We start from the raw sequence: 19,056 nt of genomic DNA, 5'->3' as shown, positions 1-19,056 counted from the left end.
TTCTGATTTTCGGTCATGCAGCTGAAATAGTACCGCTTGTGATATGTAATACTCTTCAAACTTTTAGACCCACCGCATATTGATTTTGAAAAATCCTCCCAAGCTTTTCTCAATATGCATCTGATGATTTTCTACCTGAAAGGCTGCCAAGGCATATGCCCAAATTGTCTTCTTCGCTGTCTTCTATGTTTTCTTCCAACGGTCAGATGATCCTGCCGCCTACACAGCCCGCACCGGTGCGGTATCACTATAAAACACCGGAAGAATTGCAGCAGATCGCAGCCTCAGTGGCGCGGGGCGATTCGGTTGCTTTGCCCGGCTATGAGCAATTCGCTTTTGATAAAAGATTATCGGAAAATGCCAAATTTATTTTGCATGCCTATCGCTCGTCCGATGCGGCATCACGAGCGGGTGAAACCATCACGCCAGCCGCTCAATGGCTGCTTGATAACCACTATCTGATTGATAAAAACAGCCAGCAGGTCCGCCGCGATTTGCCGCCGCGTTTCATGCGGCAATTGCCGGTTTATCCCTCTCAGCCGGATATGCCGCGTATATTTGCACTTGCCTGGCTTTATGTCGGCCATTCGGACAGTAATTTTTCGCTGAAAACCCTCACTGCTTTGGTGCAAGGGTTTCAAGAAGTTAAGCCGTTGCGCATCGGGGAGCTTTGGGCGCTTCCTTCTGCCATCCGCTATGTGCTGATTGAAAATGCACGCCGTCTGGCGCTGCGTGTTGAGCGCGCGCGCAATATGCGTAATCTGGCCAATCGCGCAGCAGATGAAATTATCATTGCCAAAAACGGTGATGAGTTAAACGCTGTATTAGCGCGTATCCAGCCGGTTGTTGCTGACAGTACCTTTACCACACATCTGCTTTATCGTTTGCGCAGTGCGCCAACCGATACCGGCCCTGCCACCACATGGCTGGAAACCGAATTAAAGCGCTTTGATAAAGACGGCGAAGAAGCGATCGTTGAAGAACATGCCCGCCAGTCCACCGGCGGTGTGACGATGGGTAATATCATCCGCAGTCTCAAGGCGATTGATGATATTGACTGGCCGTCATGGTTTGAGACGGTCAGTGTTGTTGATGCGATTTTACGCGACAATTGCGATTTTGAGCAATTGGATTTCCGCTCCCGCAATGCCTATCGTGTGACCATTGAAAAACTGTCGCGCCGCTCGAAAATGAGCGAGGTGGAAATCACCCATGCGGCCTTAAAACTGGCTGAAGACGGTGAAGCGGCAGAGGCTGCCGGTCATGGTGCTGCCAAAGGCACCGGTGCAATCGCCTATTATCTGGCCGGTGACGGGCGCAAGAAACTGGAAGAGATTTGCGGCTATAACAAGCCGTTTACAGTTCAGTTCGAGCGCTTTTATCGTGGCCTTGGCCTTTGGGGCTTGTTCCTGCCGACGGCAATATTCACTGGTCTGATCCTATGGCTGGTTGAATATTGCATGAGCCGTCTGGGGCTTTCGAGCGAACTGCAATTTTTGTTTGTGGCGCTTGCGCTCTTTCCGGCGATGGATGCCAGCTATTCACTGGTCAATTCGCTTGTACCGTGGTTTTTACAGCCAACCCGCCTGATCGGTTATGAATATAAAAACGGTCTGCCGGAAGAAGCACGCACATTGGTTGCCGTGCCGACGCTGATTAATTCACGCGACAGTGTCGATGAGCAGATCCGCAATTTGGAAGTGCATTATCTGACCAACCCGCGCGGTGAGGTTTATTTTGCGCTGGTGAGTGACTGGCTGGATTCCAAAGACGAAGTAACGCCTTCGGATATGGAAATTTACGATTATGCATGCGAAGAAATTGCACGTTTGAACGCACAATATGGCGCAAGCGATGCGCCGCGTTTCTTCATTCTGCATCGACGCCGCTTGTATAATGAAAAGCAAAGCTGCTGGATGGGCTGGGAGCGCAAGCGCGGCAAGCTGCATGAGCTTAATCTGCTTTTGCGCGGTGATCGTGACACCAGCTTTTTCCCGCCGGATGAAAAACTGCCGACCGGCATCCGCTTTGTCATGACATTGGATGCGGATACGCGCCTGACACCGGAAGCGGTAACAACGCTTGCCGGTAAGATGAGCCATCCGCTCAACTGTCCGGTGGTTGACCCCGAAACACGTCGTGTGGTGCGCGGTTATGGCATTATGCAACCGCGTGTGACCCCATCGCTGACAACGGGTGATGATGCTTCTTTCCTGCAACGCGTATTCTCGGTCAATCGTGGTATTGATCCGTATGTGTTTGCAGTTTCAGACACCTATCAGGACTTGCTGGGTGAGGGTACATTTACCGGTAAGGGTCTTTATGACATCGACGCTTTTGAAGCGGTGATGCAAGATCGTATCAAAGAAAACACCATTCTCAGCCATGACCTTCTTGAAGGCGGGTATGCCCGCGCAGCGCTGGTCAGCGATGTGGAGGTGGTGGAAGATTACCCGACCGGCTATAATGTCGATGTGTCGCGTCATCACCGCTGGGCGCGTGGTGACTGGCAGTTGCTGCCTTATCTTTTCTCAATGAAAAGCGGTGTGAGTGCTATCACCCGTTGGAAGATGGTTGACAATTTACGCCGCTCGCTCAATCCGATTTTATGGCTTTTAGCCTCGGTATTGGGTTGGGTTGTGCTGCCGGTGGGCGCTGCTGCCGTTTGGCAGTTTTTCCTGCTTCTGTCGATGTTTATTGCGCCGACTTTTTCCATCGTCACCAATCTTATTCCTGTCAGCATGGATTATTCTTTAAAAGGTCATGCACAATCAATTCTGACCGATATCGGCCTTGGCACAGCAGATGTGGCTTTGCGCACATCCTTCATCGCCCATTCGGCATTTTTGATGAGCGATGCAATTGCCCGCACCTTCTATCGTTTGTTTGTATCAAAGCGTGATCTTTTAGAATGGCGCACTGCGGCACAGGCTAAATCTTCGCCCGATACGCTGTCTTATTACACATGGCTGATGTGGCCGGCGATGGCGATTGCTGTTGCAGCACTGCTGGCACCTTTATCTGTTGGCACAAAATCCGTGCTGATCGCGCTGCCATTTGTGCTGGTTTGGTTTGCTTCGCCGCTCATTGCATGGCTGGTCAGCCGCTCGGCCAAGCCGCAGGATACGCTCGAAGTACGCTCTTCCGACAAAGGTGATTTGCGCCGCTTTGCCCGTCGCACATGGCGCTTCTTTGATGAATTTGCCAATGATGACAACAACCATCTGCCACCGGATAATTTTCAGGAAGATCCGGCACCTTTGGTGGCGCAGCGCACCTCGCCAACCAATATCGGTGTTTATGTGCTTTCCGTTGTGGCGGCACGTGATTTTGGTTGGATCGGCTTTGATGAGACGATCAAACGACTGTCTGCCACCATCGCCACTTTGGAAAAGATGGAGAAATATCGCGGCCATCTTTATAACTGGTATGAGACTGATACGCTAAAACCATTGCAGCCGCTTTATGTGTCGGCGGTGGATAGCGGCAATCTTGCCGGTCATTTGGTGACACTTTCTTCAGCTCTCGAAGAATGGGCGGAAGCACCATCAGTTTATTTGCAGGCTGACTTAAACGGTCTTCTGGATGTCAATGATGTGCTGGAACAGGAAATTGCTAAAATTCCTGATGACAGGCGCATTTTGCGCCCGTTACGCCGTCGTCTGGAAGAGCGGATTGCCAATTTCCGCCGCGCTGTGCAGACCATTAAAAAAGAGCCGGAAACCGCTTCTTTCCGCACTATTAATCTGTCGCTTTTTGCCAATGACATTCATCGTCTGATGGCCGAGCTGGATGCGGAAGTTGAAACACTGCAAAGCGCTGAGGCCAAATATTGGTCGCAGGTGCTGATCAATACCTGTAAAGCACACACTGATGATGCGATTGGCGAGCATAATACTGAAAGCTTGCGCCAGACATTGAGCGGCCTTGCAACGCGTGCGCGTCAGCTTGCTTTTGATATGCAGTTTGGCTTCCTTGAGCGCAAAGAGCGCCGCTTGCTGTCAATCGGTTTCCGTGTGCAGGAAAACGAGCTGGATGAAAGCTGCTACGATTTGCTGGCATCCGAAGCACGTCTTGCCAGCCTCTTTGCGATTGCCAAGGGCGATGTGCCGGTAGAGCATTGGTTCCGCTTAGGTCGTCTTTTGGTGCCGGTGGGCTGGAAAGGCGCATTGCTTTCCTGGTCAGGCTCGATGTTTGAATATCTGATGCCGCCTTTGGTGATGTCAGAACCGCTCGGCTCAATGCTTGATCAGACCAATAAGCTGGTTGTTCAGCGGCAGATTGATTATGCCACATCGCGCGGGCTGCCTTGGGGTATTTCGGAAGCCGCCTTTAATGCGCGCGATGCGCATATGAATTACCAATATTCAAACTTTGGCGTGCCGACATTGGGCTTGCAGCGCGGACTTTCGCGTAATGCGGTGATTGCGCCTTATGCCAGCCTGTTGGCCTCGCAATATCAGCCAGCGGCTGCGGTGCAGAACTTGAAGCGTCTGGATAAGCTCGGTGCGCTTGGCCGCTACGGTTTTTATGATTCAGTGGACTTCACACCTTCGCGTGTACGTGAAGGTCAGGAATATGCTGTGGTGCAAAACTATTATGCCCACCATCACGGCATGGCGATTATCGCGGTCAATAATGTGATCTTTGAAGGCCGTATGCGCGAGCGTTTCCATAGTGATCCGGTGATTGAAGCGGCTGAATTGCTGTTGCAGGAAAAAGCCCCGCGCGAAATTCCGATGGTTTATGCCAAGACGGAAAATCCAATGCGTGTGGATGCCGGTGGTTTTGATGATGCGCCGATGCGGATTATTGAAAAGCCATTGCATGCACCGCGTTCAACCCATCTGATGTCCAATAGTCAATATTCATTGATGCTGACTGCCAATGGTTCAGGCTATAGCCGTTGGAATGATCTGATGGTGACGCGCTTCCAGCCGGATGCCTCGGAAGATATGCAGGGCACTTTCATCTTCCTGAAAGATGTGGAAACAGGCGCTTGGTGGTCTGCCACCGGTGAGCCAACCCGCTCGACGCATGAACTTGCCAAGACGGTTTTCACCGAAGATAAAGCCGAGTTTTATAAAACCGCCGGTGATATCAAAACTGTCGTGGAAGTGATCGTCACCTCTGAAAGTGATGGTGAAGGCCGCCGCATTGATATTATCAATACCAGCTCGCGCGACCGTGTGCTGGATGTGACATCCTATGCGGAACTGGTGCTGAACACAGCAGATAATGATACGGCGCATCCGGCCTTTGCGAAAATGTTTGTCGAGACGGAAATTGCCGGTAACGGCACCACAATTTATGCCAATCGCCGCAAACGTGCACCATCTGATCCGGATATGCATGTGGCGCATTTTGTCACCGATATGTCGGGTGCAGCGCGTGAAGTAGAAGCAGAAACCGACCGTCGCGCCTTCATTGGTCGTGGTCGAAGCTTACGCAATCCGGCGGCTTTTGACGATGGGGCACATCTGACCGGCTCGCAGGGCTGTGTGCTTGATCCGATTGCCTCGGTGCGCACCCGCGTGCGTGTGCCGGCGCATAAAAAAGTCAGCCTTGTCTTCTGGACATTGGCTGCCGAAACACGGGCATCGCTGGAAGAAGCTGTCGCACAGCACAATTTCTCTGAAAGCTTTGTGCGTGAATATTCGCTCTCCTGGACACGTTCGCAGGTGCAGCTCTATCATATCGGCATGAAACCGGCAGAAGCGGTCGAGTGCCAGAAGATTGCGTCTTATCTGACCTATCCTGACCGCACTTTGCGCCAGCCGCCGGAAACCATTGCGGCAGGGCTTGGCAAGCAATCTGATCTGTGGCCGGCATCGATTTCCGGTGACTATCCGATTTTTGCACTTCGAATTGACAATGAAGCCGATCTTGACGTGCTGCGCGGTCTGTTGAAAGCGCATGAATATTGGCTCGGCAAAGGTTTGATTGTCGATGTGGTGGTGGTCAATGAGCGTGCGTTCTCCTACGCTCAGGATACCCAGCGTGCGATTGACTGGATTTTGGAAGGTTTCCGCGCACGCAGTCATGATATGCGGACGCATATTTTCTCGGTTCGCCGTGATCAGATGAGTACCGATACCTACAACACCTTGCTGGCATCTGCTCGCATTGTGATGCACGCGCAAAATGGTTCGCTGGCAGAACAGTTGCGCCGCAGCGATGAATTGTCTGGCGATCTGGCCGCTCTACGCGATGGTAAGCCACAGAAAATCACCGAAACTGCCGGACTGGCGGCTATTGGTTATGGCGAAAAAGAAGAGGTGGATGAGAGCAAAAAAGCGCCTGTCTTACCAATTCCGGCACCGCGTCAGTCCTATCCGGCGCCTGATGGCAAAGATCTGTCTTTCTGGAACGGTTATGGCGGTTTCGATAGTGAGGGTGCTTATGTTGTGCGCCTTAACGGGTATAGCGTCACGCCGCATCCGTGGATCAATGTGATTGCCAATCCGGATTTCGGCTTCCATGTCTCGGCAGAAGGGGCAGGCTTTACCTGGGCTGGCAACAGCCGCGATTATCAGCTGACCCCTTGGGCCAATGATCCGGTGACAAACCGAACCGGTGAAGCGATTTATCTGGTTGATCTGGATAGCGGCAAAAGCTTTGCGCCAACGGCTGGTGTGGTGCGTGATGAAAGCGTGACCTATGAAGCCCGCCATGGCCATGGTTTCAGCACATTCTCGGCGCGCCACGGCGATGTTGATCTGGAACTCACCCATATTGTCGATCGACAAAGACCGGTGCGCCTGTCTCGTCTGACGGTTTCCAATAAAGGTAAAACCAAACGTCGTCTGCGCAACTATGCTTATGCGGAATGGGTGCTTGGCAATAAACGCGCCCAAAATGCACCGTTTATCGTGCCATTCTACCATGAAAACCTGCATGCTCTGCTGGCGCGCAATCCTTATCATACCGACCGATCAGAGCAGGTGGCGTTTTTCGCAATGTCGGAAAAGCCGCAATCTGTCACCTCTGACCGCTCTGAATTTATCGGCGTGACCGGCTCGGTGGAAATGCCGGATACGGTGATTAAAGCGCAGGCGCTTTCCAATGTTGTCGAAGCGGGGCGTGATCCGTGCGCGGCCTTTGCCTTTGATTTTGAATTGCAGCCGAATGAAACAAAAGAGATCATCTTCTATCTCGGTGATGAGAAAGATGAGAAATCGGCAAGCAGATTGCTTGAAGAGATCAGAACTGTTGATTTTGGCAAGGCCTTAGAAGCATCGCGCAAACAATGGCAGGAGTTTTTCAAACCGGTTCAGGTTAAAACACCGGATCAGTCTTTTGATGTGATGGTCAATGGCTGGCTGCCTTATCAAAGTCTTGCCTGCCGTATCTGGGCGCGTGCTGCCTTTTATCAGGCAAGTGGCGCTTATGGCTTCCGTGACCAGTTGCAGGACAGCTTGTCGCTCTTGTTGCTTGACCCAAGTCTGGCGCGCAAGCAACTTATCAATGTGGCATCGCGCCAGTTTGAAGAAGGCGATGTGCAGCATTGGTGGTTGCCGGAAACAGGCGCTGGTGTCCGCACATTGATTTCCGATGATGTGGTCTGGCTTGGTTATGCGGCTTCCCTTTATGTGGAAACCACCGGCGATACGGCAGTGCTTGACGAACAAATTCCTTTCTTAAAAGGCGCTCTTCTGGAAGAAGGACAGCATGATGCTTTCTTCCAGCCGGAAATTACCGAGCATACAGTCAGCATTTATGAGCATTGTGCTTTGGCGCTTGATTTAGCCATCAAACGTACCGGCCAGCATGGCTTGCCGCTGATTTTGGGCGGCGACTGGAATGACGGCATGAACCTTGTCGGCGTTGAAGGACGCGGTGAAAGCGTCTGGCTTGGCTGGTTCTTAAGCTATACGCTTAAACAAATGTTGCCGATTGCCGTAAGGCGCAATGACAAAAAACGTGTCAAAGCGTGGGACGCGCATTTGGAAAGCTTGAGCGCTGCTTTGGAGCGTGATGGCTGGGATGGTGCATGGTATCGCCGCGGCTTCTATGACAATGGCGCTTTGCTTGGCTCTAAAGACAGCGACGAATGCTCGATCGATGCCATTGCACAATCATGGGGCGTGTTGTCAGGTACTGCCTCTGAGGAACATGCAGAACAGGCAATGCAATCGCTGCAGAGCCATCTTTTGGATCGTGAAGGTGGCTTGTTGCGCCTCTTCACACCGCCATTTAACAAGACCGAGCAGCAGCCGGGCTATATTAAAGGCTATCCGCCGGGGGTGCGTGAAAATGGCGGTCAATATACGCATGGCGCTACATGGGCCATTCTGGCACTTGCCAAAATGGGCAAAGCACGCGAAGCGTATGAGCTGTTCTCGATGATCAATCCGGTTAATCACGGGGCAGAGCCTGAGACCTATCGGGTAGAGCCTTATGTGATTGCCGCCGATATTTATTCGGTCGAGCCACGACGCGGCCAAGGCGGCTGGACATGGTATACAGGGTCTGCCGGTTGGTTCTTCCGTGTTGCAACGGAAGGTATTCTGGGCATCAAACGCCGTGGCGATCAGCTCTTTATCGAGCCGTGCCTGCCGCCGGAATGGGACGGTTTTGAAGCCGATCTGCATTTTGGCAAAGCCCACTATCATGTGGTGGTCAAGCGTGGTGCTAAGGCACAGACAGTGACAGTGGATGGCAAAAAACTGCCGAAAACGGCATCAAGCATCACGATTGCCGAAGATGGCGCACATGAAATTTTGCTTGAGCTTGTCTAGTTAAACTGAAATGATCAAAAAGGCGGGTGATACCCCGCCTTTTTTATTGCAGGTTTTCGTTTATTGGCTAAGCGTAATGCTTAGCCAAACCTGATAAGTGGAATGGGAGCCGTTATGGCCAGAACTGATATTGCGCGGCGCGTTTATAACCATGCGTGGAAGCTGGATCCGATTGTCCGCAGCCTGCTGGATACGGATTTTTATAAACTGCTGATGCTGCAAATGATCTGGGGGCTCTATCCGAAAGTTGATGCAACATTTTCACTGATCAACCGAACGAAAACCGTGCGTCTGGCTGACGAGATTGATGAGGGCGAATTACGCGCCCAGCTTGATCATGCCCGCACTTTGCGTATTTCAAAAAAGGAAATGATCTGGCTGGCCGGTAATACATTTTATGGCCGCAAGCAGATTTTTCAGCCGGAATTTTTGCATTGGTTGCAGGATTTCCAATTGCCGGAATATGAACTGATCCGCCGCGATGGTCAGTATGAGTTAAATTTCCACGGGCCTTGGTCACACACGACAATGTGGGAAATTCCAGCTCTTGCTATCATCAATGAAATGCGCTCGCGCTCGGCGATGAAAAATCTGGGGCCTTTTGCGCTCGATGTGCTTTATGCGCGTGCGAAAGCGAAAATGTGGAGCAAGGTTGAGCGGTTGCGTGAATTGCCTGATCTGAAAGTGTCTGATTTTGGCACCCGCCGCCGTCATTCTTTCTTGTGGCAGCGCTGGTGCGTGGAGGCCTTGAAAGAAGGCATCGGTGACGCTTTCACCGGCACCAGCAATGTGCTGCTGGCGATGGACACTGATCTGGAAGCGCTTGGCACCAATGCGCATGAATTGCCGATGGTGCTGGCAGCGCTGGCCAATACCGATGAAGAATTACGCACCGCCCCTTACCGCGTATTGCAGGACTGGAACCGCTATTATGGTGGCAATCTTTTGATTGTGCTGCCGGATGCTTACGGGACAGCGGCATTCTTGCGTGATGCGCCGGATTGGGTGGCGGACTGGACAGGTTTCCGTCCTGACAGCGCCCCGCCGATTGAAGGTGGCGAGCGCATTATTCAATGGTGGAAAGATCACGGCAAAGACCCGCGTGAGAAAATTCTGATTTTCTCCGATGCGCTGGATGTGGATACAATTGAAGAAACCTATCACCACTTCAAAGATCGGGTGCGGATGAGCTTTGGTTGGGGCACAAACCTGACCAATGATTTTGCCGGTTGCGCACCGAATAGTATTGATGGTTTGAAAGCCATTTCACTGGTTTGCAAAGTGATTGATGCCAATGGCCGTCCGGCAGTTAAACTGTCAGACAATATCCAGAAGGCTACCGGTGATCCGGCAGAGGTGGAGCGTTACATCAAATTCTTTGGTAATGAAGAGCGCAGTGACCATCTGGTGCGGGTTTAATTATCCCGCACCCTTAAAACGAGTGATGATTAAAGCTCATGCGCCCATGGCGGATTGGCTCCGGCACGGGAAATTGTAACGGATGCCGCATCAATACCAAGGCGCAGGGCTTGCAAAATTGCCATATCAGAGAGTTTAGCAACGGCTTTTTTGTTTAAAAGCTGCTGGTTGTAGAGGCTTGCCAGAATACCGGCATTGACAGTGTCGCCTGCACCAACCGTATCAACCACATCCACTTTTTGCGCGGCGACCGATAGTTTGCCGTGTGATGTATAAGCGTCAGCTCCATTGGCACCGCGGGTAATGACAATCAGCTTAACGCCTTGGGCAAGCCATTCATCAATCTTGGCATCGTGGTCGTCTTCGTCATTTTGATTGGCAAACCAGCCTAAATCCTCATCTGATAATTTGATGATATCGGCGTGTTTAATCATGCGGTTGAGGCGCGCCAGATAGCTTTCACGGTCCTGGATGAAATTGGCACGGATATTAGGGTCAAGCATAATGACACGTTTGGATTTTTCCCGCATCATCAGTGCTTCAAATGTGCTGGCACATGGTTCGGAAATCAGGCTGATGCCGCCAAAAAGCAGGGCGGATACTTCATCGTCCAACTCTGGCACATCGTCGATATGCAGCAAGCGTGTGGCGGTGTTTTCATCGTAAAAAGCATAGGATGCCTGACCATTGACAAGGCGCACAAAGGCAAGCGTTGTCGGGCGGTCGGATTGTATTGTGTATTTGTCACTGACATGGGAGGCGGCCATAGTGCCGCGCAACACTTCACCGAAGAAATCGGATGACAGGCCGGTGAGCAAACCGGAAGGCACGCCAAGGCGGCCAATGGCGACGGCGCTGTTGAAAATTGCGCCGCCTGCATGGGGCTTGAAAACGGGTTCGCCTGTGGCATTGATCTCCGCTATCATATCAATCAAAGCTTCGCCGCAGCACAGGATCATTTTATCCTCCCCGTTTTATCAGTTTTTAGACGTGTTGCCCGCCATTGATGTGGATTTCCGAGCCGGTGACATAGGATGAGGCATCGGTGCAAAGATAATAGATGGTTTCAGCCACTTCCGAGGTCTGGCCGAGGCGGCGCAGCGGCAATTGTTCAACCAGTTTTTCAGTGCCGGGTGAAAGGATGGATGTGTCAATCTCACCCGGTGCAATCGCATTAACGCGGATACCATGCGGGCCAAAATCTGATGCCATCTCGCGGGTCAGCGATGCAAGCGCTGCCTTGGAGGTGGAGTAGGCTGTTCCGGCAAAAGGATGCACGCGACTACCGGCAATAGAGGTCACATTAACGATGGAGCCTTGTGCTGCTTCCAACTCTTTGAAAAGCCCGCGCCCCAGCATGATGGGAGCCATGAAGTTAACCTGAAACACATCGCGCCAGACCTGCATCGGTGTTTCTAAGGAGTTGAGGCGGCGGCCGCCTTCAGCTTTGGGCGAAATGCCGGCATTGTTGACAAGCGCGTGCAGCTTGCTTCCCTGAGCCTCAAGGCGGCGGCGGATTTCAGCAATACCGCGACCAATATCTTCTGCATCGGCCAGATCAATCTTGATATGGTCTTCAGGGCCAGCTGGCCACGGACAATTTTCAGAAAAATCCTGACGGGAGCAGGTGATAACCCGCCATCCGGCTTTGGAAAATCTTTTGACGGTGGCATGGCCGATACCACGGCTGGCGCCGGTCAATACAAGAGTTTTACGCTCTGAATCACTCATAATTGCCTCACTGTTCAACCTTGAATAGCCTATTGGCTAAAGGAATTCGAGTAGTCTTATTGATCATATCGCGGTTAATCCGTAGTTTGATTTTATTTACGGAGGGCATATGCAACAATTTATATTAGCAATTGATCAGGGCACCACATCAACACGCAGTATTGTGTTCAATCAAAGGCGTCGTGTGGTCGGGGTTGGGCAGGAAGAATTCCAGCAGCATTTCCCTCAATCCGGTTGGGTTGAGCATGACCCGGAAGATATCTGGCGCACGGTGGTGGAAACAAGCCGTCAGGCTATCCGCAATGCGCATATTGAGGCCGGACAGGTTGCCGCCATCGGCATTACCAATCAGCGTGAAACCGTGGTGGTATGGGATAAACATACCGGCCGCCCGCTTTATAATGCGATTGTCTGGCAAGACAGACGCACCGCTGCATTTTGTACGCAATTGCGCGATAGCGGCCATGAAGACATGGTGGTTGCTAAAACCGGCCTGTTGCTTGATCCTTATTTTTCGGCCAGCAAAATAAGCTGGATTTTAGATCATGTGGCGGGTGCGCGGGCACGCGCTGAAAAAGGCGATTTACTTTTCGGCACGATTGATTGTTTCCTGATCTGGCGGCTCACGGGCGGACAGGTTCATGCAACCGATGCCACCAATGCCTCGCGCACCCAGCTTTTCAATATTGCTGAACAAGACTGGGATGAGGAATTGCTGCGCTTATTTAATATTCCGCGTGCGATGCTGCCGGACGTGAAAGATTGTGCCGATAACTTTGGGGTCACAAGCGCAGAAATTTTAGGGGCGGAAATTCCAATTATGGGTGTGGCTGGTGATCAGCATGCAGCCTTAATGGGGCAGGCTTGCTTTAAACCGGGCATGGTAAAATCCACCTATGGAACGGGATGTTTTGCGCTGATTAATACCGGCGGCGATATTGTGCGCTCGCAAAACCGCTTATTGACCACGGTTGCTTATCGTCTGAACGGCAAAGTTGCTTATGCGCTGGAAGGCTCGATTTTCATTGCCGGTGCGGCGGTGCAATGGTTGCGCGATGGTTTGAAAATGATTGAAAGTGCCGATCAGTCCGGCAAGCTGGCAGATCAGGCTGATCCGCATCAGGATGTTTATCTGGTTCCGGCTTTTGTCGGACTTGGTGCGCCGCATTGGGATGCAGATGCACGCGGAGCCATCTATGGCTTAACGCGCAATACGGGGGCTGCCGAATTTTGCCGTGCAGCACTGGAATCGGTTGCTTATCAAACGGCTGATTTATTGCAGGCCATGCAAAAAGACTGGCACAATGCTTCGCAAACTGTGCTTCGTGTTGATGGCGGTATGGTGGCCTCTGATTGGACAATGCAGCGTCTGGCCGACATTCTCAATGTTGAGGTGGATCGTCCCGAAATTCTGGAAACCACAGCATTGGGTGCCGCATGGCTTGCCGGTTCAAAGGCAGGGCTTTGGCCGGATGCAGAAGACTTTGCCAAAACATGGGCATTAGAGCGTCGCTTTGCACCTCAAATGGATGAGGCGGAGCGCTCACGTAAAATGGCTGGCTGGAAAGATGCCCTGTCACGCACTTTGACGCATTCATGACGCTGAAAATGAAAAAGACTGCGCTTAAATATGGCGCAGTCTTTGGTTTTTAAATAAGCAGTTTTTGCTTTAATTGCCCATGATAATATCAAGCAAAGTGGTTGGCTTGTTGGCTGGTTGCGCCGGTGTATTATCATCAATAGCGGCGCCGGGTTGGGTGGTTTCGGGTGCTGGCGGCCAATAGCCGTCATCATCCTGCGGCATATTCTGGCCGTCATAACCACCGAATGGCGCATCAATATCCGGCATATTATCACTGCCGCCCGGTACGATATTTTCAATCTGGTATGAGCCCGGAAGCGGCGCAATCGGCACGCCTTTATGCGCGGCTGTCATGAAGCTTTTCCATGCGGTTACCGGCAAGGTGGAGCCGAAGACGCGTTTCATCGGCTTGCCGTCATCATTACCAAACCAGATGCCGGTGGTGAGGTTTGAGGTGTAACCGATAAACCATGCATCGCGGAAGTTTTGCCCCGTGCCGGTTTTACCTGCTGCTGGCCAGCCGAATTGTGCGCGTTTGGCTGTGCCATCTTCAACGGTGCGGCTCAGCATCGCGTTCATCATGCCGATATTGCGGTCGTCAATGACACGTGGCCCCATATTATTGTCGCGCTGATAAAGCACGGTGCCGTCATTGGTGGTGACTTTTTCAATCATATATGGCGGTGCACTATAACCGCCATTGGCAAAAGGCACGTAGGCATCGGTGAGTTCTACCAATGACACTTCAGACGTACCAAGCGCCAATGAAGCATTGTTGACAAGGTTTGACTGGATGCCGAGACGGTGCGCGGTGTCGATAACCGCTTGCGGGCCCACTTCCATCACCAATTGCGCGGCAACGGAATTGAGCGAGTGGGAGAGGGCTGTGGCAAGGGTGACTTCGCCCATATATTTGCCGCTGTCATTGCCCGGTGTCCATTTGCCGATGCGGATTGGCGCATCATTGCGCACCGAATCCGGTGTGCGACCCTGTTCAAGCGCTGTCAGATAGACAAAGGGCTTGAAGGAAGAGGCTGGCTGACGGCGTGCATCACTTGCACGGTCAAACTGGCTGGCAGCATAATCATAACCGCCGATCCATGCGCGCACAGCACCTGTCGCATCGATGGAAACAAGCGCGCCTTGGCTGACCTGCATCTTGTCTTTGTTTTGCGAAATAAGGTCACGAATGATCTCTTCGCCGGTTTGTTGCAGGTTCATATCGATGGTGGTCTGAACGGTGATGTCGTCATGCACATCGCCGATCAGGTTTTTCAATGAGCCGACAATGCGGTCAGCGGCGTAGTTTTCCGAACCCTGCCAATAGCTGGCCGCGCGGGTTGGCGGTTCGCTTTCGGCAATTGCCTGATCGGTGTCATTAATCATGCCCTGATCACGCATGGCAGCCAGTACCAGCTTGGCGCGGTCAGATGCTGCCTGCGGGTCGCGTGCTGGCGACAGACGGGATGGCGCTTTCAAAAGACCGGCAATGGTTGCCGCTTCAATCAGCGTGACATCGCGGGCAGATTTATCAAAATAACGGCGGGATGCGGCATCAACACCAAAGGCACCGGAGCCCAAATAGACGCGGTTGAGATACATCTCCAAAATCTGGTCTTTGGTATATTTATGCTCAAGCCATAAAGCGAGCATAGCTTCCTGCACCTTGCGCTCAATCGTGCGTTCAGGTGAAAGGAACAGGTTTTTGGCCAGCTGTTGAGTGAGGGTAGAGCCGCCTTGTGCCGAGCGTCCTTTGGTGATGTTAGTGACAACAGCACGCGCCAGCCCAATCGGATCAATGCCGAAATGTGAATAGAAGCGTCTGTCTTCAATAGCCACAACAGCTTGCGGAATGTAAGGCGACATATCATGCAGGCCGACAGCCTCGCCGCCGGTGGTGCCGCGATTGGCAATCAGATTGCCATTTACATCCAGAATTTTGACATTAGGCGGACGGTCAGGAATTTCCCAATCGGTTGTCGGTGGCATTTTGGCAGCAAAATAAACTAATAGGCCAGCAAAGGCGATGGCGCCCCAAAGTCCGAGCACCATAAACCAGTAAATTATCCGGCGTAATCTACTCCAGAAGCCTACGGGTTTCTTTCTGGAGCGTTTGCCGGATTGTTTAGATGGCTTTTGGGATTGAGGCGGGCGTCTGCCGGATGTGCGATCGCTTTCGTCTGCACGAAAATCATCATGGTCATTTTTTGGTTTTGAGCCGCCAAAGCTCGGCTCAATGCGATTGTTATTATTTTTACGTGACGACATGCGTGATCAGATTCTGCCCGGCTAATAATTTTTGTCTGCTGTGTATGATAATTGCGGCAGTTTAAAGGGGGGTAAACAGAAGAAATTGATTTATCGCTATGGTTGATAAAATAAACCTGCCCTGATCATGGAGGTGTTGATCAAGGCAGGCTTTGAGAGATGTGAAAGATCACATCTTAAAAACGATAGGCGACACCAATGCGGAATTCGTCTGTTTTGACCTTGGTTTTATAGTTAAAATTATCAATGGCGAATGTCTTGCGGCCATAATCCGTATGGCGGTATTCAAGGCGCAATGTCGTATTGCTGGCCAGCGCATAATCAACACCTGCACCGGCTGTCCAACCGGTCATGTTGTTGCGGTCGCTTTGATAATTGTAATTCGCGTCATAGATGGAATTTTTAATTCGGGCAGTGGCAACACCACCGGCGATGTAAGGCATCCAGCGATCCATCGCAAAACCGAGACGCGCGCGCAGGGCTGCCGACCATTCCAGCTTGCTCTCATGGTTGATATCGCGGGTAGCGTTGGGATTAAGAAAAACTGAGTAAGCATTGTTCTGGCGTGCACCATTATAAGTGAGGTTGGCATCAACACCGAGGATCATATTGTTCCAGAACTCGAAATTATAGCCGCCATAAATGCCGCCCAAAAGACCATCGGATTTGTGACGCATATGATATTGGCCATCGAAACGCTCTTTGAAACGCGCGTTCTGATAGCCGGTTTCAAAACCCAGATATCCGCCCGTCCATGAGTGGTTGTTTTCAAAGGCAACCGGCATAATCTCATGATGCATAATCGCATCAGCGGCGTGGGCTGTATAGGATGTGGCTGTAAGAATTGCGGCCGTGATCAATAGTTTTTTCATGAAAACCTCAGCTGTTAAAATATTTTTTGGTTAGGTAATGAAGCTATGGTCTCATGTGTTGCCGTTTATGTATGTAGTATTAATGTAACATGGATTTAATTGTTCATTGTATTAATCTTATTTATTTTATTTATAATTGACTAATTAGAGTTTTAATTAAATATAATGTCGTTTTCAATAATATTGATTTTAAGAAATATTATATATAAATGAAAAAGGCGACAGAGTTGCACTCTGCCGCCTTTTGCTGATTCTGTTGAGTGTTCTCAAGGACGCGCATCAGGCGTGCGAGAAAATATCCTGTTCATCCCAGCCCATCAGGTCGAGTTCTGCACGTGTTGGCAGGAACTTGAAGCATTCTGCGGCTTGTTTTTGGCGGCCGTCACGTTCCAGTCTCTGTTCGAGAATGGTTTTGAGGCGGTGCAGATAAAGCACGTCAGAAGCGGCATATTCAAGCTGCGCCTGAGACAGGGTTTCTGCTGCCCAGTCGGAAGACTGTTGCTGTTTGGAAATGGAAACATCCAGCAGTTCGCCGCAAATTTCCTTCAGGCCGTGGCGGTCTGTATAGGTGCGGGTCAGTTTTGACGCAATTTTGGTGCAGAAAACCGGCAGCGGCATGATGCCGAAAGTGTGATAAAGCACAGCAATATCAAAGCGGCCGAAGTGAAAAATTTTGGTGATGTTATCATCGCCCAAAAGCTTCATCAGGTTGGGAGCCTGTTTTTGCCCCTTTTCAATCTGGATGATATCGGCTGTGCCGTCACCTGGTGAAATCTGCACCACGCATAGGCGGTCGCGCAGTGGGTTGAGCCCCAGAGTTTCAGTGTCGATGGCAACGGAATCTACCTGATAATTGCTCAAATCAGGCAGATCGTTTTTATGAAAGCGAATAGTCATTGCATGCCGTTTCTTTTTAAGGGTTATTTTTGTGCCAGGGCGTTTAGAATGCGAGCCCATGAGCGTTGCCCCTTATGGAAGGAAGTGATTTCGTATTTTTCGTTTGGTGAATGGATGCGGTCATCTTCAAGGCCGAAACCAACCAGCAGCGATTCCATGCCCAGATAAGTGTCGAAGTCACCGACGATCGGAATAGAGCCGCCCATGGCGGTGAGAACTGCCGGATTTGGCCATTCGTCAGATAATGCGTCTTTGGCTTTGTTGACGAGCGATGAATCGTAAGGCAGCTGAATAGCTGGTGAGCCGCCGTGATTGGCAAATTCTGCGCGGCAATCAGCTGGCAATCTGTCGAGAACAAACTGATGGAACGCAGCGCGGATTTTTTCCGGATCTTGCTTATGGACAAGACGGAAGGAGATTTTGGCAGAAGCTTGTGCCGCAATAACAGTTTTGAAGCCATCGCCGGTATAACCGCCGGTGATGCCGTTAACCTCAGCAGTCGGGCGCGCCCATGTCAGCTCCAGCACGCTGCGGCCTTTTTCACCGCTTGGAACGGAAAGGCCGATAGGGCCTAAGAAGTTTTCAGCGGTGCGACCGAGATTGTCCCATGACTGCAGGATTTGCGATGGTGTTTCTTCAACGCCGTCATAAAAACCCGGAATGGTGATATGACCGTTTTCATCATGAATATCGGCAACGATCTTGCTCAAAATATGGATAGGATTGGCGGCTGCGCCACCAAAGGAGCCGGAATGCAAATCGCGGTCGGCTGCAAAAACAGTGACTTCGGTGCCAACAAGACCGCGAAGGCCGACAGAAATTGCCGGTGTTTTTTCGTCCCACATGCCGGTGTCGCAAACAAGTGCGCAATCGGCTTTCAGTTCTTGTTTGTTTTGTTCCAGAAACGGCTTCAAAGATGGTGAGCCGGATTCTTCTTCACCTTCAAACAGGATGGTAACTTTAACCGGCAATTTGCCATGCACGGCTTTATAAGCGCGGCAAGCTTCCACGAAGGTCATCAGCTGGCCTTTGTCGTCAGAGGTGCCGCGACCGGTCATGATTTTGCGACCATTGCCCATATCTTTGACGGCAGGCGCAAACGGGTCATTTTCCCAAAGGTTGAGCGGATCAACAGGCTGCACGTCATAATGGCCATAGAAAAGCACATGCGGTGCATCATCTGTCGGGCCTTCATGATGGGCAACAACCATCGGATGACCTGGTGTGTCGCGAACGCTTGCATCAAAACCAATTGATTGCAGGTCTTTGACCAGCCATTCGGCGGCCTGACGGCAATCAGCTTTAAAAGCCGGATCGGTGGAAATAGATTTGATGCGCAGCAGATCGAACAAATGCTCAACACTGGCGTCAAAACTGGTATCAATATGCGACAAAACTGGATCGAGAGCGATTGTTGACATTGCAAAGCCTGACTTGATGTTAAATTCGGTTCGGGAATTAGAGCGCCGTGTGCCAAGCTTGGTACACAAAGGTCGCTCTAACCTGATTTGGACGTTCAAAAACAAGAGGCCTGACACTACAGCAA

The 19,056-nt window shown here is 51.2% G+C and carries 9 protein-coding genes; 3 read left to right on the top strand and 6 right to left on the bottom strand.

Annotation, left to right across the window (positions count from 1 at the left end):
- Positions 1–155: 155 nt before the first annotated feature.
- Together ABDZ76_RS04280 and pncB are read left to right on the top strand one after the other, a co-directional pair.
- Positions 156–8,741: a GH36-type glycosyl hydrolase domain-containing protein gene (locus ABDZ76_RS04280; protein ID WP_343801780.1), complete on the top strand. Its 8,586-nt coding sequence runs from the start codon at positions 156–158 to the stop codon at positions 8,739–8,741.
- 114 nt (positions 8,742–8,855) lie between these two features.
- Positions 8,856–10,160 (top strand): nicotinate phosphoribosyltransferase, encoded by a 1,305-nt coding sequence (gene pncB / locus ABDZ76_RS04275; protein ID WP_343801777.1) that lies wholly within the window; start codon positions 8,856–8,858, stop codon positions 10,158–10,160.
- 29 nt (positions 10,161–10,189) lie between these two features.
- Here pncB and ABDZ76_RS04270 read toward each other — a convergent pair whose 3' ends face one another.
- Both ABDZ76_RS04270 and ABDZ76_RS04265 read right to left on the bottom strand, forming a co-directional pair.
- Positions 10,190–11,119, bottom strand: a complete 930-nt coding sequence (locus tag ABDZ76_RS04270) for a carbohydrate kinase family protein (protein WP_343801774.1) — start codon at positions 11,117–11,119, stop codon at positions 10,190–10,192.
- Between the two features lie 25 nt (positions 11,120–11,144).
- Positions 11,145–11,891 (bottom strand): SDR family NAD(P)-dependent oxidoreductase, encoded by a 747-nt coding sequence (locus ABDZ76_RS04265; protein ID WP_343801771.1) that lies wholly within the window; start codon positions 11,889–11,891, stop codon positions 11,145–11,147.
- 109 nt (positions 11,892–12,000) lie between these two features.
- Between ABDZ76_RS04265 and glpK the strand changes: the two genes are divergently transcribed.
- Positions 12,001–13,491, top strand: a complete 1,491-nt coding sequence (glpK, locus tag ABDZ76_RS04260; protein ID WP_343801768.1) for a glycerol kinase GlpK — start codon at positions 12,001–12,003, stop codon at positions 13,489–13,491.
- Positions 13,492–13,560: 69 nt separating this feature from the next.
- Here glpK and ABDZ76_RS04255 read toward each other — a convergent pair whose 3' ends face one another.
- The 4 genes from ABDZ76_RS04255 to ABDZ76_RS04240 form a co-directional block, all read right to left on the bottom strand.
- Entirely contained in the window at positions 13,561–15,741 is a 2,181-nt protein-coding gene (locus ABDZ76_RS04255) for a transglycosylase domain-containing protein (RefSeq protein ID WP_343801765.1), read from the bottom strand.
- Positions 15,742–15,917: 176 nt separating this feature from the next.
- Positions 15,918–16,613 (bottom strand): outer membrane protein, encoded by a 696-nt coding sequence (locus tag ABDZ76_RS04250; protein WP_343801762.1) that lies wholly within the window; start codon positions 16,611–16,613, stop codon positions 15,918–15,920.
- Positions 16,614–16,892: 279 nt separating this feature from the next.
- Complete coding sequence (locus ABDZ76_RS04245) at positions 16,893–17,510, bottom strand: ribonuclease D (RefSeq protein WP_343801759.1); 618 nt, start codon at positions 17,508–17,510, stop codon at positions 16,893–16,895.
- A gap of 23 nt (positions 17,511–17,533) precedes the next feature.
- A complete protein-coding gene (locus ABDZ76_RS04240; RefSeq protein WP_343801756.1) occupies positions 17,534–18,931 on the bottom strand; it encodes a M20/M25/M40 family metallo-hydrolase in 1,398 nt (465 codons plus the stop codon).
- Positions 18,932–19,056 lie beyond the last annotated feature (125 nt).

The sequence above is a fragment of the Paenochrobactrum glaciei genome, assembly GCF_039522165.1.
In the GTDB taxonomy this organism is placed as follows: domain Bacteria; phylum Pseudomonadota; class Alphaproteobacteria; order Rhizobiales; family Rhizobiaceae; genus Paenochrobactrum; species Paenochrobactrum glaciei.
The sequence above is the reverse complement of the archived record's forward strand: the minus strand, read 5'-3'. Positions and strand labels throughout refer to the sequence as shown.

Bases quoted from the DNA above. Each gene is read 5' to 3' on its own strand.
- ABDZ76_RS04280 (WP_343801780.1), top strand. From the start codon at position 156: ATGCCCAAATTGTCTTCTTCGCTGTCTTCTATGTTTTCTTCCAACGGT.
- pncB (WP_343801777.1), top strand. From the start codon at position 8,856: ATGGCCAGAACTGATATTGCGCGGCGCGTTTATAACCATGCGTGGAAG.
- ABDZ76_RS04270 (WP_343801774.1), bottom strand. From the start codon at position 11,119: ATGATCCTGTGCTGCGGCGAAGCTTTGATTGATATGATAGCGGAGATC.
- ABDZ76_RS04265 (WP_343801771.1), bottom strand. From the start codon at position 11,891: ATGAGTGATTCAGAGCGTAAAACTCTTGTATTGACCGGCGCCAGCCGT.
- glpK (WP_343801768.1), top strand. From the start codon at position 12,001: ATGCAACAATTTATATTAGCAATTGATCAGGGCACCACATCAACACGC.
- ABDZ76_RS04255 (WP_343801765.1), bottom strand. From the start codon at position 15,741: ATGTCGTCACGTAAAAATAATAACAATCGCATTGAGCCGAGCTTTGGC.
- ABDZ76_RS04250 (WP_343801762.1), bottom strand. From the start codon at position 16,613: ATGAAAAAACTATTGATCACGGCCGCAATTCTTACAGCCACATCCTAT.
- ABDZ76_RS04245 (WP_343801759.1), bottom strand. From the start codon at position 17,510: ATGACTATTCGCTTTCATAAAAACGATCTGCCTGATTTGAGCAATTAT.
- ABDZ76_RS04240 (WP_343801756.1), bottom strand. From the start codon at position 18,931: ATGTCAACAATCGCTCTCGATCCAGTTTTGTCGCATATTGATACCAGT.